Source organism: Pseudomonas sp. WS 5079, from assembly GCF_012985465.1.
GTDB lineage: Bacteria > Pseudomonadota > Gammaproteobacteria > Pseudomonadales > Pseudomonadaceae > Aquipseudomonas.
The window spans coordinates 1-23086 of sequence record NZ_JAAQWN010000007.1 but is presented as its reverse complement, the minus strand read 5'-3'; the positions used below and the strand labels follow the sequence as shown (position 1 = coordinate 23086).

General features: G+C 60.0%; 20 protein-coding genes and 1 pseudogene. 17 read left to right on the top strand and 4 right to left on the bottom strand.

Annotated features, from left to right (window positions below):
• Positions 1-46 precede the first annotated feature (46 nt).
• The gene (locus tag HBO05_RS18870) at positions 47-1414 is read right to left on the bottom strand and encodes a CYTH domain-containing protein (RefSeq protein ID WP_170042117.1); all 1368 of its coding nucleotides are present in this window, start codon (positions 1412-1414) and stop codon (positions 47-49) included.
• Between the two features lie 160 nt (positions 1415-1574).
• Here HBO05_RS18870 and argE point away from each other — a divergent pair, with 160 nt between their 5' ends.
• Together argE and argA are read left to right on the top strand one after the other, a co-directional pair.
• Entirely contained in the window at positions 1575-2723 is a 1149-nt protein-coding gene (gene argE / locus HBO05_RS18865; RefSeq protein ID WP_172313703.1) for an acetylornithine deacetylase, read from the top strand.
• A 135-nt stretch (positions 2724-2858) separates the two neighbouring features.
• Positions 2859-4157, top strand: a complete 1299-nt coding sequence (gene argA, locus HBO05_RS18860; protein WP_032858930.1) for an amino-acid N-acetyltransferase — start codon at positions 2859-2861, stop codon at positions 4155-4157.
• A 115-nt stretch (positions 4158-4272) separates the two neighbouring features.
• On the opposite strand, the gene tauA is transcribed toward argA, so the two are convergent.
• A complete protein-coding gene (gene tauA, locus HBO05_RS18855; RefSeq protein ID WP_169954994.1) occupies positions 4273-5259 on the bottom strand; it encodes a taurine ABC transporter substrate-binding protein in 987 nt (328 codons plus the stop codon).
• Between the two features lie 369 nt (positions 5260-5628).
• Here tauA and HBO05_RS18850 point away from each other — a divergent pair, with 369 nt between their 5' ends.
• From HBO05_RS18850 to HBO05_RS18815, 8 genes are all read left to right on the top strand, one after another.
• Positions 5629-6969, top strand: coding sequence for an OprD family porin (locus HBO05_RS18850; RefSeq protein WP_170042119.1), 1341 nt, complete (start codon positions 5629-5631; stop codon positions 6967-6969).
• Positions 6970-7244: 275 nt separating this feature from the next.
• On the top strand, positions 7245-7883 hold the full coding sequence (locus tag HBO05_RS18845) for a peroxiredoxin (RefSeq protein ID WP_169954992.1): 639 nt from the start codon (positions 7245-7247) through the stop codon (positions 7881-7883).
• 316 nt (positions 7884-8199) lie between these two features.
• Complete coding sequence (gene ssuE / locus HBO05_RS18840; RefSeq protein WP_038444301.1) at positions 8200-8793, top strand: NADPH-dependent FMN reductase; 594 nt, start codon at positions 8200-8202, stop codon at positions 8791-8793.
• Between the two features lie 93 nt (positions 8794-8886).
• Positions 8887-9855: a sulfonate ABC transporter substrate-binding protein gene (locus HBO05_RS18835; protein WP_170042121.1), complete on the top strand. Its 969-nt coding sequence runs from the start codon at positions 8887-8889 to the stop codon at positions 9853-9855.
• Between the two features lie 25 nt (positions 9856-9880).
• Positions 9881-11029, top strand: coding sequence for an FMNH2-dependent alkanesulfonate monooxygenase (gene ssuD / locus HBO05_RS18830; protein ID WP_169954990.1), 1149 nt, complete (start codon positions 9881-9883; stop codon positions 11027-11029).
• Positions 11030-11038: 9 nt separating this feature from the next.
• Positions 11039-11827, top strand: coding sequence for an aliphatic sulfonate ABC transporter permease SsuC (gene ssuC / locus HBO05_RS18825; protein ID WP_169954989.1), 789 nt, complete (start codon positions 11039-11041; stop codon positions 11825-11827).
• Positions 11824-12630, top strand: coding sequence for an aliphatic sulfonates ABC transporter ATP-binding protein (ssuB, locus tag HBO05_RS18820; protein ID WP_169954988.1), 807 nt, complete (start codon positions 11824-11826; stop codon positions 12628-12630). The genes ssuC and ssuB overlap by 4 nt, the downstream gene beginning before the upstream one ends.
• Positions 12631-12657: 27 nt before the next feature.
• On the top strand, positions 12658-12873 hold the full coding sequence (locus tag HBO05_RS18815; RefSeq protein ID WP_003213899.1) for a TOBE domain-containing protein: 216 nt from the start codon (positions 12658-12660) through the stop codon (positions 12871-12873).
• Positions 12874-12986: 113 nt separating this feature from the next.
• Here HBO05_RS18815 and HBO05_RS18810 read toward each other — a convergent pair whose 3' ends face one another.
• Positions 12987-13613, bottom strand: a complete 627-nt coding sequence (locus HBO05_RS18810; protein WP_169954987.1) for a TetR/AcrR family transcriptional regulator — start codon at positions 13611-13613, stop codon at positions 12987-12989.
• A 163-nt stretch (positions 13614-13776) separates the two neighbouring features.
• On the bottom strand, positions 13777-15153 hold the full coding sequence (locus HBO05_RS18805; protein ID WP_057440427.1) for a glutamine synthetase family protein: 1377 nt from the start codon (positions 15151-15153) through the stop codon (positions 13777-13779).
• Between the two features lie 278 nt (positions 15154-15431).
• Between HBO05_RS18805 and HBO05_RS18800 the strand changes: the two genes are divergently transcribed.
• The 7 genes and pseudogenes from HBO05_RS18800 to HBO05_RS18770 form a co-directional block, all read left to right on the top strand.
• A complete protein-coding gene (locus tag HBO05_RS18800; protein WP_169954986.1) occupies positions 15432-16220 on the top strand; it encodes a gamma-glutamyl-gamma-aminobutyrate hydrolase family protein in 789 nt (262 codons plus the stop codon).
• 39 nt (positions 16221-16259) lie between these two features.
• Entirely contained in the window at positions 16260-17618 is a 1359-nt protein-coding gene (locus HBO05_RS18795) for a glutamine synthetase family protein (RefSeq protein ID WP_169954985.1), read from the top strand.
• A 55-nt stretch (positions 17619-17673) separates the two neighbouring features.
• A complete protein-coding gene (locus HBO05_RS18790; RefSeq protein WP_169954984.1) occupies positions 17674-19038 on the top strand; it encodes an aspartate aminotransferase family protein in 1365 nt (454 codons plus the stop codon).
• Between the two features lie 179 nt (positions 19039-19217).
• Positions 19218-20330, top strand: a complete 1113-nt coding sequence (locus HBO05_RS18785; RefSeq protein WP_220273125.1) for a polyamine ABC transporter substrate-binding protein — start codon at positions 19218-19220, stop codon at positions 20328-20330.
• Positions 20331-20571: 241 nt separating this feature from the next.
• Positions 20572-21666 (top strand): polyamine ABC transporter substrate-binding protein, encoded by a 1095-nt coding sequence (locus tag HBO05_RS18780; protein ID WP_169954983.1) that lies wholly within the window; start codon positions 20572-20574, stop codon positions 21664-21666.
• A 67-nt stretch (positions 21667-21733) separates the two neighbouring features.
• On the top strand, positions 21734-22876 hold the full coding sequence (gene potA, locus HBO05_RS18775; RefSeq protein ID WP_029289449.1) for a polyamine ABC transporter ATP-binding protein: 1143 nt from the start codon (positions 21734-21736) through the stop codon (positions 22874-22876).
• Positions 22873-23086 (top strand): annotated as a pseudogene (locus tag HBO05_RS18770) (putrescine ABC transporter permease PotH); the annotation flags it as partial. The gene potA and the pseudogene HBO05_RS18770, both read left to right, overlap by 4 nt.

Genomic DNA, 23086 nt, shown 5'->3' with positions numbered 1-23086 from the left:
GCAAATCGGTTCGAGTGTGGGAGCGGGCTTGCCCGCGATAGCAATCTTACATGCGCAACAAAGTCTTCCAGGCACGGTTCTGATACACCGCAATCACCTGATGCATCCGCGCATCCAGCGACTCATCGGTGATCGGCTGGTTGGCCAGGGCCGCCAACTTGTTCAACTCGCCGTACAAACGATCCAGCTCCGGGATCTCCAGCAGGTGGCGGGCGTGATGCAGCCAGGCCTGCAGACGCTCGATGCGCGGCAGTTGCTCGGCCAGGTCTTCGGGCTGTTGCTGGTAGCGCGGCAGGCGCAGGGCCACGGCTTCGTCGGCCAGCAGGCGCGGCAGCCAGTTGGCGACCTGGGCGGCGCCCTGGCGGTTGCCACGCACATTGCGGTCCAGGGTCCAGGTGCGGGCCAGCAACCAGCGCGAAGTGTTCAGTGAGAACAGGCCCCAGCGCACGTCGGTCAATTCTTCGAGGAACTGTTCTGGCGCGGCCTTGCGCACGTCTTCATCGTCTTCACCGGCCTGGACCAGCGGGCGCCAGTCTTCCAAAAGGGCGTCGAGGGCGCTGCGCAGTTCGCTGGTGGATTGGCGCGGCGCGGCCTGGCCAAGGCTGCCGATCAGGGCGCGCATTTCGGCGAGGTTGTCTACCCAGTCCTGCAACAGGCGCCAGTGACCGTTGAAACGGTACTGCTCGGCCAGGCGCTGGCTGCTGCCCAGCAAATGCCAGGTCAGCGCGGCGAAGGCGTCGTCCAGGGGCATTTGTGGTTGCAGTTGCGGGGCCGGCAGGCTCAGGGAGTAGCTGTTGGCGTCGAACAGGCGATAGCCGCGCTCGGCCTTGCTGATATCACACGGCATCAGCGCCAGGGTTTGCGCCAGCTCGGCTGCCAGTTCCAGGAGGGCGGCGGGCTCGCCTTCGCGCAGTTCCAGTTCCAGCTCGCAGATTTCTTCCTTCTGCTTGCCGACAATCACCTGGCCCAGGTCCAGGGCGGCTTCGATCACCACCTTGGCCTTGCCACGGCCCCAGGCGATCTCGGCACGTTCGCGTACGAAGTCGGTGGTGAAGATCGGCTTGAGGGTCTTTTTGTCCAACTCGGCCAGTTGCTCGGGCCAGCACTCACCGTCGAGTTTCTTCACGTCGAGCTTGGCCTTGGCCAGTTTCCAGTCGTATTCATTGCGCTCCGACAAGCCGGCAACGCTGTGGCCACGGGTCTTGAGGGTCTGGATCACTTCGTCCCCATCCTTGCGCAGGCGCAGGGCAACCTTGGCCTGGGCCAGGTCGCGCTCGGGGGTGTCGAAGTACTGGTTCATCAACTCACGGCGTTCCCAGCCACTTTTGTTACGTTTTTTCAGGAGCGGGTGCTCACGCAGCGCGGCGAGGGTCTCGCGGCTGACGCGGAGCTTGATTTCGGTTTCTTTTTGCATGGCCGGAACATCCAGGATCGGGAGTGCAGCCGGGAGAATAGGTGGCTGCCAAGGCCGTGCAGTGTACAGGACTGAGCCGGGCAACGTGCCGTAACGGGTTTATTGTGCAGCGCGGATGGTTCTATGATGGGTTTCATCTGTGGAAGTTGAGAGACAGCGCATGCCTTTACCGTCCATGAAAGAACAATTTGCCGCACTGATTGCCGCGCCCTCTGTCAGTTGTACCCAAGCGTCTCTCGACCAGACCAACCGCCCGGTGATCGATTTGCTCGCCACCTGGCTCGGCGATTTGGGTTTTGCCTGCGATATCCAGCAGGTCAGCCCCGGCAAGTTTAACCTGTTGGCCAGCTTCGGCAGCGGCCCCGGTGGCCTGGTGCTGGCGGGGCATAGCGATACCGTGCCGTACGATGAAGCGCTATGGCAGACCGATCCTTTGAAGTTGACGGAAGTGGACGGGCGCTGGGTAGGATTGGGTAGCTGCGACATGAAGGGTTTTTTCGCGCTGGCCATCGAAGCCGTCTTGCCGCTGCTCGACCAACCGTTCAAGCAGCCGCTGCTGATCCTCGCCACCTGCGATGAAGAAAGCTCCATGGCCGGCGCCCGCGACCTGGCTGCGGCCGGTCGCCCGCTGGGGCGTGCCGCGGTGATTGGCGAGCCCACGGGCCTCAAGCCGATCCGCCTGCACAAAGGCGTGATGATGGAGCGCATCGATATTCTCGGACGCAGTGGCCATTCGTCGGACCCAAGCCTGGGCCACAGCGCCCTCGAAGCCATGCATGACGCCATGGGCGAGCTGCGCGGCCTGCGCCTGGCCTGGCAGCGGGAGTACCGCAACCCCCAGTTCAGCGTGCCCCAGCCGACCTTGAATTTTGGCTGCATCCACGGCGGCGATAACCCCAACCGCATTTGCGGCCAGTGCTCCCTGGAGTTCGACCTGCGGCCCTTGCCCGGCATGGATCCCCAGGTGTTGCGCGACGCCATCCGCCAGAAGCTGACGCCCATCGCCGAGCGCCATCAGGTGCAGATCGACTACGCGCCACTGTTCCCCGAAGTGCCGCCCTTCGAGCAGCCGGAAGATGCGGAGCTGGTGCGGGTCGCGGAACGTTTGACCGGTCATCGTGCCGAAGCAGTAGCGTTCGGCACTGAAGCGCCTTATCTTCAGCGCCTTGGTTGTGAAACCCTGGTGCTCGGCCCTGGGGATATCGCCTGCGCCCACCAGCCGGGCGAGTACCTTGAAATGTCACGCTTGACGCCTACAGTGCGTCTATTGCGGGAATTGATTGAACACTACTGCCTCAAACCTGCATAAATTAACTCCATTGCACCCCGTACATAGAAGGAGAGCGAGCGTGTCGCCAAGCCTGTTCCGACGATAACCATCAGCCCGCTGTGCGTTTAGCGATTCATCCTTTTTTGGCTGCTTTTTATTACAGGCCCAGGTTTTATGCCCGAATACGTCAATTGGCTTCGTCACGCTTCGCCCTACATCAATGCCCACCGTGACTGCACCTTTGTGGTCATGCTGCCGGGCGACGGTGTGGATCACCCCAACTTCGGCAATATCGTCCACGACCTGGTGCTGCTGCACAGCCTCGGCGTGCGCCTGGTGCTGGTGCATGGTTCGCGCCCGCAAATCGAAACCCGCCTTGCCGCTCGCGGCCTGACCCCGCATTACCACGACGGCATGCGCATCACCGATGCGGCAACCCTTGAGTGCGTGATCGACGCGGTCGGCCACCTGCGCATTGCCATTGAAGCGCGGCTGTCCATGGACATGGCGTCTTCGCCGATGCAGGGCTCGCGCCTGCGGGTGGCCAGTGGCAACCTGGTGACCGCGCGGCCGATCGGTGTGCTGGACGGCATCGACTACCACCACACTGGCGAAGTGCGCCGGGTCGACCGCAAGGGCATCAATCGCCTGTTGGACGAGCGCTCCATCGTCGTGCTGTCGCCGTTGGGCTATTCGCCGACCGGGGAGATTTTCAACCTCGCTTGTGAAGACGTCGCCACCCGCGCCGCCATCGACCTGGGCGCCGACAAGCTGCTGCTGTTCGGCGCAGACCTGGGCCTGATCGACGAAAATGGCCGGCTGGTGCGCGAACTGCGTCCGCAACAAGTGCCGGCGCACCTGCAACGCCTGGGCAACAATTACCAGGCCGAGCTGCTGGATGCGGCGGCCGAGGCCTGTCGTGGGGGCGTGGGGCGCAGCCATATCGTCAGTTATGTCGAGGACGGTGCGCTGTTGACCGAACTTTTCACCCGCGACGGCGGCGGTACCCTGGTGGCTCAGGAGCAGTTCGAGCTGGTGCGTGAGGCGGCGATTGAAGACGTCGGTGGCTTGCTGGACTTGATCAGCCCGCTGGAAGAGCAGGGGATCCTGGTGCGCCGCTCGCGGGAAGTGCTGGAGCGGGAAATCGAGCAGTTCAGCGTGGTGGAACGCGAAGGCATGATCATCGCCTGCGCCGCGCTATACCCGATTGCCGACTCGGATGCTGGCGAACTGGCGTGCCTGGCGGTCAATCCGGAGTATCGCCATGGTGGCCGTGGCGATGAGCTATTGGAGCGCATCGAAACCCGCGCCCGCACCCAAGGCTTGAAGACCTTGTTCGTGCTGACGACCCGCACCGCCCACTGGTTCCGCGAGCGCGGATTCGTGCCGAGCAGTGTCGATCGCCTGCCATCGGCGCGGGCTTCGCTGTACAACTTCCAGCGTAATTCGAAGATCTTCGAAAAGACCTTATAAGCGCCACCCATCCAATGTAGGAGCGGGCTTGCCCGCGATGGCGGTGTATCAGTCGACATCTTTGTTAACTGGCCCACCGCCATCGCCGGCAAGCCGGCTCCTACAGGGGGAGGGTTTATTCTTTGATGAATTTTCCGGTCACATAGGCCGAATAGTCCGGTAACACGGTCTCTACTTTCCCTTGTTCCTTAAGAAATTTCGCCGTCTCCCCAATGGCCTTGGCTGTCCCACCATTGAGCAAGGCGTCGGTTCGCTGCGCCTGTGCATCGGGGAAGGTGCTGCCTTCCAGCAGTTCGGGGATGTCTGCGGCGTTTGCGCCGGTCAACCGGGCGATCTTCTGCACCGGTACCGAATCCGCCGTCCACTCGGATTTGTGCGCTGCGTACTCGGCAAACGAATCCAGGGTGACCTTGGCAAACTTGGCCACGACCTCCGGATGTTTCTCGGCAAAGTCCTTGCGCGCCACCCACACCTCGAACGTCGGCGCGCCCCATTGGCCCACCTCGGCGGCGTCGGTCAACGTCTTGCCGGTCTTGCGGATTTCCCCCAGGGCGGGCGACCAGACAAAGGCACCATCGATATCCCCGCGTTTCCAGGCTGCGGCAATTTCGCCTGGTTGCAGGTTCACCACTTTCACCTGGGTGGTGTCCAGGCCCCAGTGTTTCAAGGCCCCGAGCAGGCTGTAGTGGGATGTGGAGACAAAAGGTGTGGCAATGGTTTTGCCGATCAGGTCCTTGGGTGCGTCAATTTGGCTGCCGTTACGCACTACCAAAGCTTCAGAACTATTGATCTGAGCCGATACGATGAAGGCTACGATGGGTAGATTGCGGGATGCGGCGGCCGCCAACGGGCTGGAGCCGAGGTTGCCGATCTGCACATCGCCGGAGGCAATCGCGGTGACCACGTCCGGGCCGCTATTGAAGCGGCGCCAGTCGATTTTCTCGCCGATGGCCTGCTCATAAACACCATCGGCCTGGGGCACTTTGCTCGGATCGATGCCGGTCTGATAACCGATGGTGAGGTTGGCGGCCTGCACCCCAAAAGAAAGTGTAAGCGATAGTAAAACTGTAACAAATTGACTAGAGGATGCGCGTTTGGCCATGATGGCGTCGCCTTTTTGATCGTGAGTGACGTGTGCGAGATTCTGCTCACACTAAACGATCTAAAAAATGGCCAATAAATACCCTTTAGGAATTAGCTTATGGAGCGATACCCCGCTGCGGGATTGTCGCGCCATGGAAAGTGTTATTCCTGAATAGTATGAAAAAGGATGAAATAATTCTTTTTGGGTGTATGAAAAACTCATTACCCTGCAGGGACCAAATCAACTGCGATTAGACGAAGGTAGTAGACACACAAGGTTACGATTGACTTGTCAGTCACGATCTGGCGCTAATCGCGCATCTGTGGATCGAGGGCGTCAGACCCGAGACCAAAGAACTACAAAAATTAGAAACGAGAGGAGCGGTACATGAAGAAGTCCACATTGGCGTTCGCCGTCGCAGCTGGGGTTTTGGCCCAGCAAGCTGGCGCCGCTGGTTTTGTTGAAGACAGCAAGGCCACACTGGGTCTGCGTAACTTTTACATCAACTCCGACAACCGTGAAGGCGCCGGCGCGAACAAGAACGAAGAGTGGGGCCAAGGCTTCGATCTGCGTTTCACCTCCGGTTACACGCAGGGTACTGTTGGCTTCGGTGTTGATGCCATTGGCCTGTTGGGTATCCGTCTTGATTCGGGCGGCGGCACCAACGGCAACACTGGCTCCGCTTACGGTGGCACTATCTTCCCAAGCGAGTCCAACGGCAAAGCTGTTGATAACTACTCGAGCCTGGGTCTGACAGCCAAAGCCAAGATCTCCCAAACCGAGCTGAAACTGGGGACTTTGCAACCCAAGCTGCCGGTTATCGTTACCAACGATGGTCGTCTGCTGCCGCAGACTTTCCAAGGTGGTCAGATCACCACTAACGAAATCACAGATTTGACGCTGGTTGGCGGTCAGATCGAAAAGGCCAAGGGCCGTAACTCCAGCAACAACGAGAACCTGTCGATCTCCGGCGCGAACAGCCGTGGCGTTAACTGGCGCGACAGCAACAAGTTCATCTATGCCGGCGGTGACTACAAGCTCACCAAGGACCTGACTGCCCAGTACTACTACGGCAATCTGGAAGATTTCTACAAGCAACACTTCCTGGGCCTGACCCACAACTGGGCCATCGGTCCAGGCGTTCTGAAGTCTGACCTGCGCTATTTCAACAGCTCCGATGACGGTAACAACGGCAACCAGTCTGCTTACTTCTCGTCGGGCAACTACAACGGTGTCAACTCCGGTCGCGGCAAGGTTGATAACAACCTGTACAGCGGCTTGTTCCTGTACTCCGTTGCCGGTCATACCTTCGGTGGTGGTTATCAGGTCAGCAATGGCAGCAGCGACTTCCCTTGGTTGAACCAGGGTGACGGCTCGTCGGCTTACCTGACTACCGATATGCAAATCCAGAAGTTCGCCCGCGCTGGCGAGCGTACCTGGCAAGCTCGCTACTCCTACGATTTCGCCAAGGTGGGCCTGGCTGGCCTGACCGCTGGTGTGATCTACCTGAAGGGTGACGATATCGACACCGTTTCGAGCACCCGTGGCGAGTTCACCGGCCAGTCCGAGTGGGAGCGTGACATCACTGTTGCATACGTAGTGCAAGAAGGTCCGCTGAAAAACCTCGGCGTGACCTGGAAAAACGCCATGTGGCGCAGCGACATCGCAAGCACGCGTAACCAGGACGAAAACCGTCTGATCCTTAGCTACTCGCTGCCGCTGTTGTAAGACACGGTAAAAACCTTGCCCGGCGCAATGCCGGGCAAGGTGCTGTCGCTTTCAAGTCGGGCTCAACCCCCGCAAGCCCTTCCTGAACCCCTCTTTCTACAGCGTCTCAAGGCCTTCTCGAACCTTGGGTGCATGTTGGCCTGCGCCTTGGTTGCGGTCCAGTGAACAGATTTTTAATATTCCTTTATCGTCTAAATAAATCGATATTTATTCTTTTTAAAATATCATCGGCACAGGCACAGTGGGTTCCATAAGCACTCATCAGGAGCCACACCATGAGCCTCAGACTGGGCGATATCGCCCCCGACTTTGAACAGGATTCCAGCGCCGGCAAGATTCGCTTCCACGAGTGGCTGGGCGATAGCTGGGGCGTGTTGTTTTCCCACCCGGCGGACTTCACCCCGGTGTGCACCACCGAGTTGGGTTTCACCGCCAAGCTCAAGGATGAGTTCGCCAAGCGCGGGGTCAAGGCCATTGCCCTGTCGGTAGACCCGGTGGACTCCCACCACAAGTGGATCGAAGACATCAACGAAACCCAGAACACCATCGTCAACTTCCCGATCCTGGCCGATGCCGACCGCAAGGTCTCGGACCTGTACGACCTGATCCACCCCAATGCCAACGACACCCTTACCGTGCGTTCGCTGTTCGTGATCGACCCGAACAAAAAGATTCGCCTGACCATCACCTACCCGGCCAGCACCGGGCGCAACTTCCACGAAATCCTGCGGGTCATCGACTCGTTGCAGCTGACCGACAACTACAAAGTCGCCACCCCGGCCAACTGGCAGGACGGTGACGAAGTGGTGATCGTGCCTTCGCTCAAGGATGAGGAAGAGATCAAGAAGCGCTTTCCCAAGGGCTATCGGGCGGTGAAGCCGTATCTGCGGCTGACCCCACAGCCCAACCGGTAACCCGAATCCAATGTGGGAGCGGGCTTGCTCGCGAATGCGGTGGTTCAGCAAGAAATGTGCTGACTGATACGCCGCAATCGCGAGCAAGCCCGCTCCCACAAGTTAATCGCATTTCAGTACTCACATAGCAGGGGTTTTCAGGCCGTTTCGACGGCCTTTTTTTTCGCCTGGCGAATACTCTTTCTCATATGCAATTTAAGAATAAACAAATGAAAAAATAAGATTTATAGATATATAAATCTGCTGATAAGGTCTGTCCCATCTTGGCGCCATCGCCGCACCGCGAGCCGCCGACACTTGCTCAAGGAAACTCCAGATGCTGGTCGTAACACTTGGTGGCAGTCCCAGTCAGCGTTCCCGCTCCGGGGTCTTGCTGGATCATTCCCGGCGCTGGTTGCAGCAGCAAGGCGTGGAAGTGGTGAGTTATCAGGTACGGGACTTCCCGGCCGAAGATTTGTTGTATGCCCGCTTCGACAGCCCGAAGGTCCTCGACCTGCTGGCCCAGGTGGCCAATGCCGATGGTTTGCTGATTGCCACGCCGGTGTACAAGGCTTCGTTTTCCGGTGCATTGAAAACCGTCCTCGACCTGCTGCCGGAACGCGCCCTGGCCCACAAAGTGGTATTGCCCATGGCCACCGGCGGCAGCATTGCCCACATGCTGGCGGTGGACTACGCCCTGAAACCCGTGCTGTCGGCGCTGAAAGCCCAGGAGCTGCTGCACGGGATTTTCGCCGAAGACAGCCAGATCGCCTACGGCGAAGGCAGTGCCCAGGCGCAGTTGGTGCCGATCCTTGAACAACGCTTGAGCGAAGCCCTGGAGCAGTTCTACAGCGCCATGGCCCGCCGCCCGCAACCGCTGGACCCCCATGTGTTGAATGAACGTTTGTTGAGCGCTCGCTGGAGCATTTAAGCCGAACCCTAATGTAAGAAACCCTCACCTTACTCAGCCGCCAACGGCCAAGCAGGTGCAGCCACAACCCTCATCGTCAATTTGGAGAGCGCCATGCGCACTGTCATCTTGCGTCGGGGCCTGGTCGCACTGTTTGCTGCGGCTGTGTCCTTCGGCGCCATTGTTCAAGCCCAAGCCGCAGAAACCCTGCGGATCGGTTATCAGAAGTACGGCACCCTGGTGCTGCTCAAGGCCAAGGGCTCCCTGGAAAAACGCCTGGCGGACCAGGGTGTGAACGTGCAGTGGACCGAATTTCCCGGCGGCCCGCAGTTGCTTGAAGGGCTGAATGTCGGCTCCATCGACTTTGGCGTCACCGGCGAGACCCCGCCAGTGTTCGCCCAGGCCGCCGGCGCCGACCTGCTCTACGTCGCCTACGAACCGCCAGCGCCGACCAGCGAAGCCATCCTGGTACCCAAGGACTCGCCGATCAAATCGGTGGCCGAGCTCAAGGGCAAGAAAGTTGTGCTCAACAAAGGCTCCAACGTGCATTACCTGCTGGTGCGCGCCCTGGAAGACGCGGGCCTGAAATACACCGACGTACAGACCGTGTTCCTGCCGCCCGCCGACGCCCGTGCCGCCTTCGAGCGTGGCAGTGTCGATGCGTGGGTCATCTGGGACCCGTACCAGGCGGCTGCCGAGAAGCAACTGCAAGCCCGCACCCTGCGTGACGCCACCGGCATTGCCGATAACCACCAGTTCTACCTGGCCACCAAGCCTTACACCGAAAAACACCCGGACGTGATCAAGGCGTTGGTGGAAGAAGTGCGCGCCGTGGGCGAATGGTCCAAGGCCAACCCCCAGCAAGTCACCGAACAAGTCGCACCATTGCTCGGCCTGCCGGCTGACATCACCCTGACCTCGGTGAAACGCCAAGGCTACGGAGCGCTGTTCCTGACCCCGGAAGTGGTCGCCGCCCAGCAGAAAATCGCCGACACCTTCTACCAGCTCAAATTGATTCCCAAGCCCTTGAGCATCAAGGACGTGATCTGGACGCCACCTGCGACCGTTGCCAAAGCGCCGTAATCCGACTTCTTCAGGAGACAACTCCATGAGCCTCAATATTTTCTGGTTCCTGCCTACCCACGGCGACGGCCATTACCTTGGCACCGCCGAAGGCGCTCGCGCCGTGGATCACGGTTATTTGCAGCAGGTCGCCCAGGCCGCTGATCGCCTGGGCTTTGGCGGGGTGCTGATCCCTACCGGGCGCTCCTGCGAGGACTCGTGGCTGGTGGCCGCCTCGCTGATCCCGGTGACCCAGCGTCTGAAGTTCCTGGTTGCGCTGCGCCCCGGGATCATTTCCCCGACGGTGGCGGCGCGCCAGGCAGCGACCCTTGACCGGCTGTCCGGTGGCCGCGCACTGTTCAACCTGGTGACCGGTGGCGATCCAGAAGAGCTGGCCGGTGACGGCCTGTTCCTCAGCCATGAAGAGCGCTACCAGGCCTCGGTGGAGTTCACCCGCATCTGGCGGCGCGTGCTGGAAGGCGAAACCGTGGACTACGACGGCCAGCACATCAGCGTCAAAGGCGCCAAGCTGCTGTACCCCCCGATCCAGCAACCTCGGCCGCCGTTGTATTTCGGCGGTTCTTCCGAAGCGGCCCAGGACCTGGCAGCCGAACAAGTGGAAATGGTCCTGACCTGGGGCGAACCACCTTCGGCGGTGGCGGAAAAAATCGAGCAGGTGCGGGCCAAAGCGGCGAAGCTCGGGCGCACCGTGCGCTTCGGTATTCGCTTGCATGTGATCGTGCGTGAAACCAATGACGAGGCGTGGAAAGCCGCCGACAAACTGATCTCCCATCTGGACGACGACACCATCGCGCGCGCCCAGGCGTCGCTGTCGCGCTTTGATTCGGTGGGCCAGCAACGCATGGCCGCCCTGCATGGCGGCAGCCGCGACAACCTCGAAGTCAGCCCTAACCTGTGGGCCGGCGTCGGCCTGGTACGCGGTGGTGCCGGCACGGCACTGGTGGGTGACGGGCCGACCGTGGCGGCGCGGGTCAAGGAGTACGCGGACCTGGGCATCGACACCTTTATCTTCTCCGGTTATCCACACTTGGAAGAGTCGTACCGGGTCGCGGAATTATTGTTCCCGCACCTGGATATCGAACGTCCCGAGCTGCCGAAAAGCGCCGGTTACGTCAGCCCGTTTGGCGAGATGGTGGCCAACGACATTCTTCCCAAAGCCGCGTCGCAGAGCTGAGGCGCCGTCATGAATAGTCAACGGATTCTGCATCGGCTGGCGCCGTGGGCGCTGCCGGTCCTGTTGCTGGCGGTGTGGCAGTTGTCGGTGTCGGCGGGCTGGTTGTCGACGCGTATTCTGCCGGCCCCCAGCGCAGTGATTGCGGCTGGGGTACATCTGGTCAGCAGCGGTGAAATCTGGACCCACCTGGCCATCAGTGGCTGGCGCGCGGGCCTGGGTTTTGTGATCGGCGGCGGCATCGGCCTGGCCCTGGGCTTTATCACCGGCCTGTCGAAATGGGGCGAACGCCTGCTGGACAGCTCGGTGCAGATGATTCGCAACGTACCGCACCTGGCGCTGATCCCGCTGGTGATCCTGTGGTTTGGCATCGATGAGACGGCGAAGATTTTCCTGGTGGCCCTTGGCACGCTGTTCCCGATCTACCTCAACACCTATCACGGCATCCGCAACGTCGACCCGGCGCTGGTGGAGATGGCTCGCAGTTACGGTTTGTCGGGTTTGAGCCTGTTTCGCCAGGTGATCCTGCCCGGCGCCTTGCCCTCGATCCTGGTGGGGGTGCGCTTTGCCCTGGGCTTTATGTGGCTGACGCTGATCGTTGCGGAAACCATCTCGGCCAGTTCCGGCATTGGCTACCTGGCTATGAATGCCCGCGAGTTCCTGCAAACCGACGTTGTAGTGCTGGCGATCGTGCTGTACGCGGTGCTCGGCAAGCTGGCGGACCTGGCGGCGCGGGGCCTGGAGCGGGTCTGGCTGCGCTGGCATCCGGCCTATCAAGTGCATAAAGGAGGTGCGGCATGACCGCTCAACAACCTCCACGCCTGCTGCGGGGTATCCCGTTGGCGGTGCGCAAGCTACGCAAGGCCTTTGGCGCGCGGGAAGTCCTGCGCGAGATCGATCTGCACATCCCGGCGGGGCAGTTCGTCGCCGTGGTCGGGCGCAGTGGCTGCGGCAAAAGTACCTTGCTGCGCTTGCTGGCCGGCCTTGATAGCGCCACCAGTGGCGAGTTGCTTGCAGGCTCCGCACCGTTGAGCGAAGCGCTTGAAGACACGCGGCTGATGTTTCAGGAAGCGCGCCTGCTGCCCTGGAAAAAAATCATCGATAACGTCGGCCTGGGCCTTAAAGGCAACTGGCGGCCCCAGGCCCTTGAAGCGCTGGAAGCGGTCGGCCTGGCCGAGCGTGCCGATGAGTGGCCGGCAGCGTTGTCTGGTGGCCAGAAACAACGGGTGGCCCTGGCCCGCGCCCTGATTCACCAGCCGCGCCTGTTGCTGCTGGACGAACCTTTGGGGGCGCTGGATGCCCTGACCCGCATCGAGATGCAGCAACTGATCGAAAACCTGTGGCGCAAGCATGGTTTTACCGTGTTGCTGGTGACCCATGACGTCAGCGAAGCCGTGGCCATTGCCGACCGCGTGATCCTGATCGAGGACGGCGAAATCGGCCTCGACCTGCATGTGGAACTGCCACGCCCGCGGGTCCGCGGCTCCCATCGCCTGGCGGCCCTGGAAACCGAAGTGCTCAACCGTGTGCTGTCACTGCCCGGCACGCCGCCTGAGCCGGAACCTGTTTCACCGTTGCCTACGCAATTGCGTTGGGCGCAATAACTCACTTGTCCCTTAAGGAATAACACCATGACTATCAAAGCGATCAACGTGCGTAACCAGTTCAAAGGCACCATCAAGGAAATCGTCGAAGGCGACGTACTGTCGGAAATCGACGTGCAGACCGCGTCCGGCATCGTCACGTCAGTGATCACCACTCGCTCGGTCAAAGAGCTGGAGCTGGTGATTGGCAGTGAAGTGATTGCGTTTGTGAAGTCCACCGAGGTGTCGATCGCCAAGCTGTGATCGGCTTCAGGCCACTATCGCAGGCAAGCCTACTGCCACATTCGAACATGGGAATGCGGTCGAATGTGGGAGCGGGCTTGCTCGCGAAGAGGCCGGCCCAGTCACCGTAAAACTTATCGCTTGGGCAAAAACACCGGCAAATAAAGCCCCACATACGCATCGAATACCCGCATCCCTTCCTCCGCCATGCGCGGGGTGATCTGCCCATGCTGATGCACCGAGCGCGCATACACGCGGTCGCTCAGTTCCAGTGCCAGGGCAAACACGTCCACATCCGCCGGCAGCGTCGGCACCTCAAAGTGGCGGTTGAACACTTGCAGCATCAAGTCCCCCAACTCCAGGTCGTGCTGGCGGTCGGCCTGGGTCACTTCGGTGAGGCCGTGCTGGGCGAGGATCAATTGGCGGGCGGCGGCGTCCTTGCTGTAGATCGCCAGCATGCGCAACTCGACCAAGCGCGACAGGTCGCGCCAAGTGTGCAGTTGGTCGTGGTCGATGGGTGCTTGCAGCGCTGCGCGGAAGGCGGCGTGCACGTCTGCCGTCAGGGCTTCGAGCAAGGCCGGTACGCTGGCGAAAAAGTGATACACCGAGGACGGCGGAATCTGCGCCCGTTCGGCCACGCTGTAGATCGACAGGCTGGCCACACCTTCGGCGGCCAGCAAGGTGCGGGCGGCGTCGAGGATCGCGTCGATCCGGGCCTGGCTGCGGGCGCGGGGTTTGCGAGGGGCGGCGGGGCGGGTCATGGATGTCTCCTACAGGGCAGCGGGCATTGTATGAGCAGGAAGGTGTGTTGTCTGCCAAACCGCTATCGCTGTAGGCGCGGGCTTGCCAGCGATCCGCCGCAGGCGGCCATAAAAAAACGCCACAGGCCATAAGCCTGCAGCGTTCATTTATTGCAGCCACCGCTTACACGGTATGCAGGTACCAGTTGTATTCAAGGTCGGAGATGGAGTGTTCGAACTCCTCCAGCTCACTTTCCTTACAGGCGACGAAGATATCGATGTATTTCGGATCGATGTACTTGGCCATCACCTCGCTGTCGTCCAACTCGCGCAGGGCGTCGCGCAGGTTGTTCGGCAGGCTTTGCTCGTTCTGCTCGTAGCTGTTGCCTTCCACCGGTGCGCCAGGCTCGATCTTGTTGGTCAGGCCGTGGTGCACGCCTGCCAGGACCGAAGCCATCAGCAGGTAAGGGTTGGCATCGGCGCCGGCCACACGGTGTTCGATACGTACGGCGTCGGACGAGCCGGTCGGTACGCGAATCGCCACGGTGCGGTTGTCCAGGCCCCAGCACGGCGAGTTCGGCACGTAGAACTGTGCGCCGAAACGACGGTAGGAGTTGACGTTGGGGCACAGGAAAGCCATTTGTGCAGGCAGGGTCTCCAGCACACCGCCGATCGCGTGACGCAATGCGGCGTTCTGCTCGGGATCCTCGCTGGCAAAGATGTTCTTGCCGTCTTTGTCCAGGATCGAAATATGCACGTGCAACCCATTGCCGGCCTGGCCTGGGTAAGGCTTGGCCATGAAGGTGGTATCCATCTCATGGTCGTAGGCAATGTTCTTGATCAAACGCTTGAGCAGTACCGCGTAGTCGCATGCCTTGATCGGATCGGCGACGTGGTGCAGGTTCACTTCGAACTGCGCCGGGGCACTTTCCTTGACGATAGCGTCAGCCGGGATGCCTTGCTCTTTGGCACCTTCCAGAATGTCCTGGAGGCAGTCGACGTATTCGTCGAGGTCGTCGATCAGGTAGACCTGTGTCGAGTGCGGGCGTTTGCCGGAAATCGGCGAGCGGGGAGGTTGTGGCCGGCCGTTCACGTTCTCCTGGTCGATCAGGTAGAACTCAAGCTCGAAGGCGGCGCAGATGGTCAGGCCCATATCGTCAAACTTGGTTACAACTTGGCGGAGCACTTCGCGCGGATCGGCGAAGAAAGGTTCACCTTCAAGTTCGTGCATGGTCATCAGCAGTTGCGCGGTAGGGCGCTTTTGCCAGGGTTCATTGCACAGGGTGTCGGGGATTGGATAACAGATTCGGTCAGCATCACCGATGTCCAGACCCAGGCCGGTGCTTTCCACCGTCGAGCCATTGATATCCAGGGCAAATAAAGAGGCCGGCAAGTTGATGCCTTTCTCGTAAACCTTGTGGAGGCTGGTGCGTTCGATGCGCTTACCGCGCACCACACCATTCATATCCGCAATTAGAAGGTCTACGTACAGAACCTCAGGATGATCCTTAAGGAACGCGTTCGCTTCGTTAAGCTGAACGGCACGCGGGGGTACCGACATGATGCAACACCTTTGTTGTTAAAAATATCAATCATTGATCTTTTCTGGTTTCAGTCAACCCGAACGGCTTGCCGAAGTCAAGCGAGGCCTTTTTTGCCCTAAAAAAGCGCCCAGGGGGCTTTTTTGCGGCTTTTTTGGGCAGTTTTGCCAGTTTGACCGGCTTGGGACTAGCAGGCTTGAGCGGGCCGTGTTGTATTTTTTACGGGGGTGTTGTGTAAAAAAATGAACAAGGCTAAGCTCGATTCAAACCCATAACAGCAATAATACCGGGGTGCTTCATGTCTGGCCTGCCGTTAATCGGCGTCACCGCCTGCTCCAAACAGGTTGGTCTGCATGCTTATCACATCAGTGGCGACAAATACGTCCGCGCCGTGGCAGTCGCTGCCAAGGGCCTGCCATTGATTATTCCGTCCTTGGCGGAGCTGTTCGAACCGGCCAATATTCTTGACGGTCTGGACGGCATTCTCTTTACCGGCTCACCTTCCAATATCGAACCCTTCCATTACGACGGTCCGGCCAGTGCGCCCGGGACTGCCCATGATCCTGCACGGGACCAGAGCACCCTGCCGCTGATTCGCGCCGCGATTGCCGCAGGCGTGCCGGTGCTGGGGATTTGCCGGGGCTTCCAGGAAATGAACGTGGCCCTGGGCGGCAGCCTGCACCAGAAGGTTCATGAGTTGCCGGGTATGCTCGATCACCGCGAAGACGATACCCAGCCGCTGGAAGTCCAGTACGGCCCGGCGCACGCCGTGGCGATTGCCCCGGGCGGGGTATTGGCGGGCCTGGGCTTGCCGGACACGATCCAGGTCAACTCGATCCACAGCCAGGGCGTCGACCGCCTGGCGCCGGGCCTGCAGGTCGAGGCGACCGCGCCGGATGGCCTGGTCGAGGCTTTTTCGCTCAAACAGGGCAAGGCTTTTGCAGACGCTTTTGCATTAGGAGTGCAATGGCACCCTGAATGGCAGGTAAGCTCCAACCCGTACTACCTCGCGATCTTCCAGGCATTTGGCGATGCCTGCCGAACGCGGGCGAAACAAAGAGACGCGCACGCGTCAAACAACGCCTGACCTTTAATGGATGTCAGGAAACCCAGCCCAGAGGCATTTATGAGTAACAACCTCGACCAGCTCACCGATTGGTTGAAAGACCACAAGATCACAGAAGTCGAATGCATGATTGGCGACCTCACGGGGATCACCCGGGGCAAGATCTCGCCGACCAACAAGTTCATTGCCGAAAAAGGCATGCGCCTGCCCGAGAGCGTTCTGTTGCAGACCGTGACCGGCGACTATGTCGAAGACGACATCTATTACGAATTGCTCGACCCGGCCGACATCGACATGATCTGCCGCCCGGACCAAAACGCTGTGTTCCTGGTGCCCTGGGCCATCGAGCCCACCGCCCAGGTGATCCACGACACCTACGACAAGCAAGGCAACCCCATCGAGCTGTCGCCGCGCAACGTGCTCAAGAAAGTCCTCAAGCTCTACGCCGACAAAGGCTGGCAGCCCATCGTGGCGCCGGAGATGGAGTTCTACCTGACCAAGCGCTGCGAAGACCCGGACTTCCCGCTGCAACCGCCGATTGGCCGCTCTGGCCGTCCGGAAACCGGTCGCCAGTCCTTCTCTATAGAAGCGGCCAACGAATTCGACCCACTGTTCGAAGATGTCTACGACTGGTGCGAGCTGCAGGAACTGGACCTCGACACCCTGATCCACGAGGACGGCACGGCGCAGATGGAAATCAATTTCCGTCACGGCGATGCCCTGTCCCTGGCCGACCAGATCCTGGTGTTCAAGCGCACCATGCGTGAAGCCGCGCTCAAGCACGACGTGGCCGCCACCTTCATGGCCAAGCCGATGACCGGCGAGCCCGGCAGCGCCATGCACCTGCACCAGAGCATCATTGATATCGCCACCGGCAAGAACGTGTTCTCCAATGAGGACGGCTCCAAGAGCGAGCTGTTCCTGCACCACATCGGTGGCCTGCAGAAGTTCATCCCCGAGCTGTTGCCGCTGTTCGCGCCTAACGTCAACTCGTTCCGCCGCTTCCTGCCCGACACCTCGGCGCCGGTGAACGTGGAGTGGGGCGAAGAGAACCGCACCGTGGGCCTGCGCGTGCCGGATGCCGGCCCGCAGAACCGCCGCGTGGAAAACCGCCTGCCGGGCGCCGATGCCAACCCGTACCTGGCCATCGCCGCCAGCCTGCTGTGCGGCTATATCGGCATGGTCGAAGGCATCAGCCCGAGCGCCCCGGTGGTCGGTCGTGGTTACGAGCGACGCAACCTGCGCCTGCCGTTGACTATCGAAGATGCGCTGGAGCGCATGGAAAACAGCAAGACCATCGAGAAATACCTGGGTCAAAAATTCATCACTGGCTACGTCGCGGTCAAGCGGGCCGAGCATGAAAACTTCAAGCGCGTGATCAGTTCGTGGGAGCGGGAATTCCTGCTCTTCGCCGTCTGATGCGCCGGGTGCGGCCAGGATGGGTCGCACCTTCACCTACTTTTTGGAGATTGGTATGTCCAGCAACAACCCGCAAACCCGTGAATGGCAAGCCCTGAGCAACGATCATCACCTGGCGCCGTTCAGCGACTTCAAGCAGTTGAAAGAGAAAGGCCCGCGCATTATCACCAACGCCAAGGGCGTTTACCTGTGGGACAGCGAAGGCAACAAGATCCTCGACGGCATGGCCGGCCTGTGGTGCGTGGCCATCGGTTATGGTCGCGATGAGCTGGCTGACGCCGCCGCCAAGCAGATGAAACAACTGCCTTACTACAACCTGTTCTTCCAGACCGCCCACCCGCCAGTGCTGGAACTGGCCAAGGCGATCGCTGATATCGCCCCGGCCGGCATGAACCACGTGTTCTTCACTGGCTCCGGCTCCGAAGGCAACGACACCATGTTGCGCATGGTCCGCCACTATTGGGCGATCAAGGGCCAGCCGAACAAGAAGACCATCATCAGCCGCAAGAATGGCTACCACGGTTCCACCGTGGCCGGCGCCAGCCTGGGCGGCATGACTTATATGCACGAGCAGGGCGACTTGCCGATCCCGGGCATCGTGCACATCGCCCAGCCGTACTGGTTTGGCGAAGGCGGCGACATGAGCCCTGAAGAGTTCGGGGTGTGGGCCGCCAATCAACTGGAAGAGAAGATTCTGGAAGTCGGCGTGGACAACGTCGGTGCCTTTATCGCCGAGCCGATCCAGGGCGCCGGCGGTGTGATCGTGCCGCCAGAGACCTACTGGCCGCGCATCAAGGAAATCCTCGCCAAGTACGACATCCTGTTTGTCGCCGACGAAGTGATCTGTGGCTTTGGCCGCACCGGTGAGTGGTTCGGTAGCGATTTCTACGGTCTCAAGCCAGACATGATGACCATCGCCAAGGGCCTGACCTCGGGCTACATCCCCATGGGCGGCCTGATCGTGCGCGACGAAGTGGTGGCAGTGCTCAACGAAGGCGGCGATTTCAACCACGGCTTCACCTATTCCGGGCACCCGGTGGCTGCTGCGGTGGCCCTGGAAAACATCCGCATCATGCGCGATGAAAAAATTGTCAGCCGCGTCCATGACGAAACGGCACCGTATTTGCAAAAGCGTCTACGCGAGCTCGCGGATCATCCGCTGGTGGGCGAAGTACGTGGTGTCGGCATGTTGGGTGCGATCGAGCTGGTACAGGACAAGGCCACGCGCAAGCGTTATGAAGGCAAGGGCGTGGGCATGATCTGCCGCACCTTCTGTTTCGAAAATGGCCTGATCATGCGCGCCGTGGGCGACACCATGATCATTTCGCCGCCGCTGGTGATCAGCAAGGCCGAGATTGACGAGCTGGTGACCAAGGCTCGCCAGTGCCTGGATCTGACTTTGGCGGCATTGCAGGGCTAAGTGCTAGGCTCAGAATGCAGCGGCTAGCGGCTGTTGCATTCGGGCAATGATAAATGCGGGGCTTTGGTTGAAAGCCGGCCCCTGAACTTGCCAGACTGTCGCCCTGTTTTGTTGCCCTTCGACGGGCCATGAAACGTAGAAAAATGTGGCCCAAAAAAGAAAAATTGGAGCATGACCGAATGAAGGCATTAGGTTTGAAGAACGCTGGCAAGACCCTCCTGGCCTTGTCCCTGATGGGCGTGATGGCGGGCGCGGCCCAGGCAGACAGTAAAGTACTGCATGTCTACAACTGGTCCGACTATATTGCACCGGACACCATCGCCAACTTCGAGAAAGAGTCTGGCATCAAAGTGGTGTACGACGTTTTCGACAGCAACGAAACCCTCGAGGCCAAGCTGCTGGCGGGCAAGTCCGGCTACGATGTGGTTGTGCCGTCGAACAACTTCCTGGCCAAGCAGATCAAGGCCGGTGTGTACCAGGAGCTGGACAAGTCCAAGCTGCCTAACTGGAAGAACCTCGATACCGACCTGCTCAAGGCCGTCGGTGACGCCAGCGACAAAGGCAACCTGCACGCATTCCCGTACATGTGGGGCACCATCGGCATCGGCTACAACCCCGACAAGGTCAAGGCTGCGCTGGGCGTGGACAAGATCGACTCGTGGGATGTGCTGTTCAAGCCCGAGAACATCGAAAAACTCAAAAGCTGTGGCGTGAGCTTCCTCGATTCGCCAACCGAAATGATCCCGGTGGCCCTGCACTACCTGGGCTACCCGACCGACAGCCAGGACAAGAAGCAACTGGCTGAAGCCGAGGCACTGTTCCTCAAGATCCGTCCTTCGATAGGCTACTTCCATTCCTCCAAGTACATCTCGGACCTGGCCAACGGCAACATCTGCGTGGCCGTGGGTTACTCGGGCGACCTGGAACAATCCAAGTCCCGCGCGGCTGAAGCCGGTGGCAAGGTCAAGGTTTCCTACGCCATTCCCAAGGAAGGCGCAGGCAGCTTCTACGACATGGTCGCCATCCCTAAAGATGCCGAGAACCTGGACGCCGCCTACCAGTTCATGAACTACCTGCTCAAGCCTGAAGTCATGGCTGCCATCACCAACAGCGTACGTTTCCCGAACGGTAACAAGGCTGCCACGCCGCTGGTGAACAAGGATATCTCGGGTGACCCGAGCATCTATCCCTCGGATGCAGTGAAAGCCAAGCTGTATGCAATCAGCGACCTGCCGGCCGCTACCCAGCGCCTGCTGACACGCAGCTGGACCAAGATCAAGTCGGGTAAATAAGCCTTGATAAGTGTGGGAGAGGGTTTGGGTGGGAGCGGGCTTGCTCGCGAAAGCGGCGTGTCAGTAGAGACATATGCAGGCTGACACGCCGCCTTCGCGAGCAAGCCCGCTCCCACACAAGCCCGCTCTCACAAATTAAATGACAGAAAGTTTTGCCGGATCGGTTTATCGAGGGTAAGTTGCGCGCCGGTTTTGTTGTCGGGCAACAACTTTGGGCCCAACTATTTAAGAGGACCTCCACTTGCCAATTTCTTTATTTCGCAAAGCCTTGCTGGTAGGGGCGGGCCTCACGTTGGCAGTCAGCGTGCAGGCGGCTTCGACTGTGCATATTTATAACTGGTCGGACTACATCGGCCCCGACACCCTGGCCAACTTTGAAAAGGCCACCGGCATCAAGCCGGTCTATGACGTGTTCGATTCCAACGAAACCCTGGAAGGCAAATTGCTGGCCGGGCGCACCGGGTATGACGTGGTGGTGCCGTCCAACCACTTTTTGGGCAAGCAGATCAAGGCGGGCGCGTTCCAGAAGATCGACAAGTCGTTGCTAAGCAACTATGCCAATCTCGACCCGGCGCTGCTCAAGCGCCTGGAAAAGAACGACCCGGGTAACCAATACGCGGTGCCTTACCTGTGGGGCACCAACGGCATTGGCTACAACGTCGACAAAGTGAAGGAAGTGCTGGGTGTCGACAAGATCGACTCCTGGGCCGTGCTGTTCGAGCCGGAAAACATGAAGAAGCTGGCCAGTTGCGGCGTGTCCTTCATGGACTCGGCCGATGAAATGCTACCGGCGGTGCTCAACTACATGGGGCTGGACCCTAATAGCACCAACCCGGCCGACTATAAAAAGGCCGAGGAAAAACTCCTGAAAGTACGTCCCTACGTGACCTACTTCCACTCATCCAAATACATCTCGGACCTGGCCAACGGCAATATCTGCGTGGCTGCCGGCTTCTCCGGCGATGTGTTCCAGGCCAAGGCCCGGGCGGCCGAGGCAGGCAAGGGCGTGAACATCGCCTACGCGATTCCGAAAGAAGGCGGCAACCTGTGGTTTGACGTGCTGGCGATCCCCAAGGACGCGACCAACGTCAAGGAGGCCCACGCCTTCATCAACTATTTACTGCAACCTGAAGTGATCGCTCAGGTCAGTGATTACGTCGGCTACGCCAACCCTAACCCAGGGGCGGACACGCTGATGGAGCAATCGATACGCACCGACGAAGCGGTTTATCCACCGCAGGCGGTTCTCGACCGGACGTTTGTCAACTTCGAGCTACCCCCGAAAGTGCAACGCTTGATGACCCGTAGCTGGACCAAGGTCAAGACGGGCAAGTAAGGCTCACACTATCTAAGGTTCGTCCGTATTGGACGTTCTGCACTCTTTTTTTCTGGGAGTTTCGTAAATGGCAGTTGCCTCCGGCGCCTATAAGAAAGCCCTCGAGGGCGACCAGACACCGAAAAAGGTGTTGGTCAAAATCGACCGGGTCACGAAGAAGTTCGACGAGACGATTGCCGTGGACGATGTGTCCCTGGAAATCAAGAAAGGCGAGATCTTCGCCTTGCTCGGCGGTTCTGGTTCGGGCAAGTCCACCTTGCTGCGCATGCTCGCAGGTTTCGAGCGACCGACCGAAGGGCGGATTTTCCTCGACGGTGTGGATATCACCGACATGCCGCCCTACGAGCGGCCGATCAACATGATGTTCCAGTCCTACGCCTTGTTCCCACACATGACCGTGGCGCAGAACATCGCCTTCGGCCTGCAACAGGACAAGATCCCCAAGGCCGAAGTCGAGGCCCGCGTGGCCGAGATGCTCAAGCTGGTACAGATGAGCCAGTACGCCAAGCGCAAGCCGCACCAGTTGTCTGGCGGCCAGCGTCAGCGGGTGGCCCTGGCCCGGTCCCTGGCCAAGCGCCCGAAACTGCTGCTGCTCGATGAGCCAATGGGCGCGCTGGACAAGAAGCTGCGCTCGCAGATGCAGCTTGAACTCGTCGAAATCATCGAGCGCGTCGGCGTGACCTGCGTGATGGTGACCCACGACCAGGAAGAGGCCATGACCATGGCCGAGCGCATCGCGATCATGCACCTGGGCTGGATCGCGCAGATCGGCAGCCCGATCGATATCTACGAAACCCCCACCAGCCGGCTGGTGTGCGAGTTCATCGGCAACGTCAACATCTTCGACACCGTGGTGGTGGATGACGCCGAAGGCCACGCGGTGCTCAAGTGCGCCGACCTGGACCGCGATATCTACGTGGGTTATGGCATCGCCACGTCGGTGGAAGACAAGTCGGTGACCTACGCCATCCGCCCGGAAAAGCTGCTGGTCACCACCGAAATGCCGACCTGCGAGCACAACTGGTCCAGCGGCAAGGTGCATGACATCGCCTACCTGGGCGGCCACTCGGTGTTCTACGTCGAGCTGCCGAGCGGCAAGCTGGTGCAGTCCTTCGTCGCCAACGCCGAACGCCGTGGCGCGCGGCCGACCTGGGGTGACCAGGTCTACGTATGGTGGGAAGACGACAGCGGCGTGGTACTTCGCTCATGAACATGAAGAAATTCAAACGGCGATTGCACCGAATAATTCCCAGCGGCAAGCAGGTGGTCATCGGGATTCCATTCCTGTGGCTGTTCCTGTTCTTCATGCTGCCGTTCTTCATCGTCCTGAAGATCAGCTTTGCCGAAGCCGACGTGGCGATCCCGCCCTACACCGAGATCTACACCTACATCGAGCAGAAGCTGGAGGTGGTGCTCAACC

Excerpts from the sequence above, each read along its gene's own strand:
- HBO05_RS18870 (WP_170042117.1), bottom strand. The coding sequence starts at position 1,414 with ATGCAAAAAGAAACCGAAATCAAGCTCCGCGTCAGCCGCGAGACCCTC.
- argE (WP_172313703.1), top strand. The coding sequence starts at position 1,575 with ATGCCTTTACCGTCCATGAAAGAACAATTTGCCGCACTGATTGCCGCG.
- argA (WP_032858930.1), top strand. The coding sequence starts at position 2,859 with ATGCCCGAATACGTCAATTGGCTTCGTCACGCTTCGCCCTACATCAAT.
- tauA (WP_169954994.1), bottom strand. The coding sequence starts at position 5,259 with ATGGCCAAACGCGCATCCTCTAGTCAATTTGTTACAGTTTTACTATCG.
- HBO05_RS18850 (WP_170042119.1), top strand. The coding sequence starts at position 5,629 with ATGAAGAAGTCCACATTGGCGTTCGCCGTCGCAGCTGGGGTTTTGGCC.
- HBO05_RS18845 (WP_169954992.1), top strand. The coding sequence starts at position 7,245 with ATGAGCCTCAGACTGGGCGATATCGCCCCCGACTTTGAACAGGATTCC.
- ssuE (WP_038444301.1), top strand. The coding sequence starts at position 8,200 with ATGCTGGTCGTAACACTTGGTGGCAGTCCCAGTCAGCGTTCCCGCTCC.
- HBO05_RS18835 (WP_170042121.1), top strand. The coding sequence starts at position 8,887 with ATGCGCACTGTCATCTTGCGTCGGGGCCTGGTCGCACTGTTTGCTGCG.
- ssuD (WP_169954990.1), top strand. The coding sequence starts at position 9,881 with ATGAGCCTCAATATTTTCTGGTTCCTGCCTACCCACGGCGACGGCCAT.
- ssuC (WP_169954989.1), top strand. The coding sequence starts at position 11,039 with ATGAATAGTCAACGGATTCTGCATCGGCTGGCGCCGTGGGCGCTGCCG.
- ssuB (WP_169954988.1), top strand. The coding sequence starts at position 11,824 with ATGACCGCTCAACAACCTCCACGCCTGCTGCGGGGTATCCCGTTGGCG.
- HBO05_RS18815 (WP_003213899.1), top strand. The coding sequence starts at position 12,658 with ATGACTATCAAAGCGATCAACGTGCGTAACCAGTTCAAAGGCACCATC.
- HBO05_RS18810 (WP_169954987.1), bottom strand. The coding sequence starts at position 13,613 with ATGACCCGCCCCGCCGCCCCTCGCAAACCCCGCGCCCGCAGCCAGGCC.
- HBO05_RS18805 (WP_057440427.1), bottom strand. The coding sequence starts at position 15,153 with ATGTCGGTACCCCCGCGTGCCGTTCAGCTTAACGAAGCGAACGCGTTC.
- HBO05_RS18800 (WP_169954986.1), top strand. The coding sequence starts at position 15,432 with ATGTCTGGCCTGCCGTTAATCGGCGTCACCGCCTGCTCCAAACAGGTT.
- HBO05_RS18795 (WP_169954985.1), top strand. The coding sequence starts at position 16,260 with ATGAGTAACAACCTCGACCAGCTCACCGATTGGTTGAAAGACCACAAG.
- HBO05_RS18790 (WP_169954984.1), top strand. The coding sequence starts at position 17,674 with ATGTCCAGCAACAACCCGCAAACCCGTGAATGGCAAGCCCTGAGCAAC.
- HBO05_RS18785 (WP_220273125.1), top strand. The coding sequence starts at position 19,218 with ATGAAGGCATTAGGTTTGAAGAACGCTGGCAAGACCCTCCTGGCCTTG.
- potA (WP_029289449.1), top strand. The coding sequence starts at position 21,734 with ATGGCAGTTGCCTCCGGCGCCTATAAGAAAGCCCTCGAGGGCGACCAG.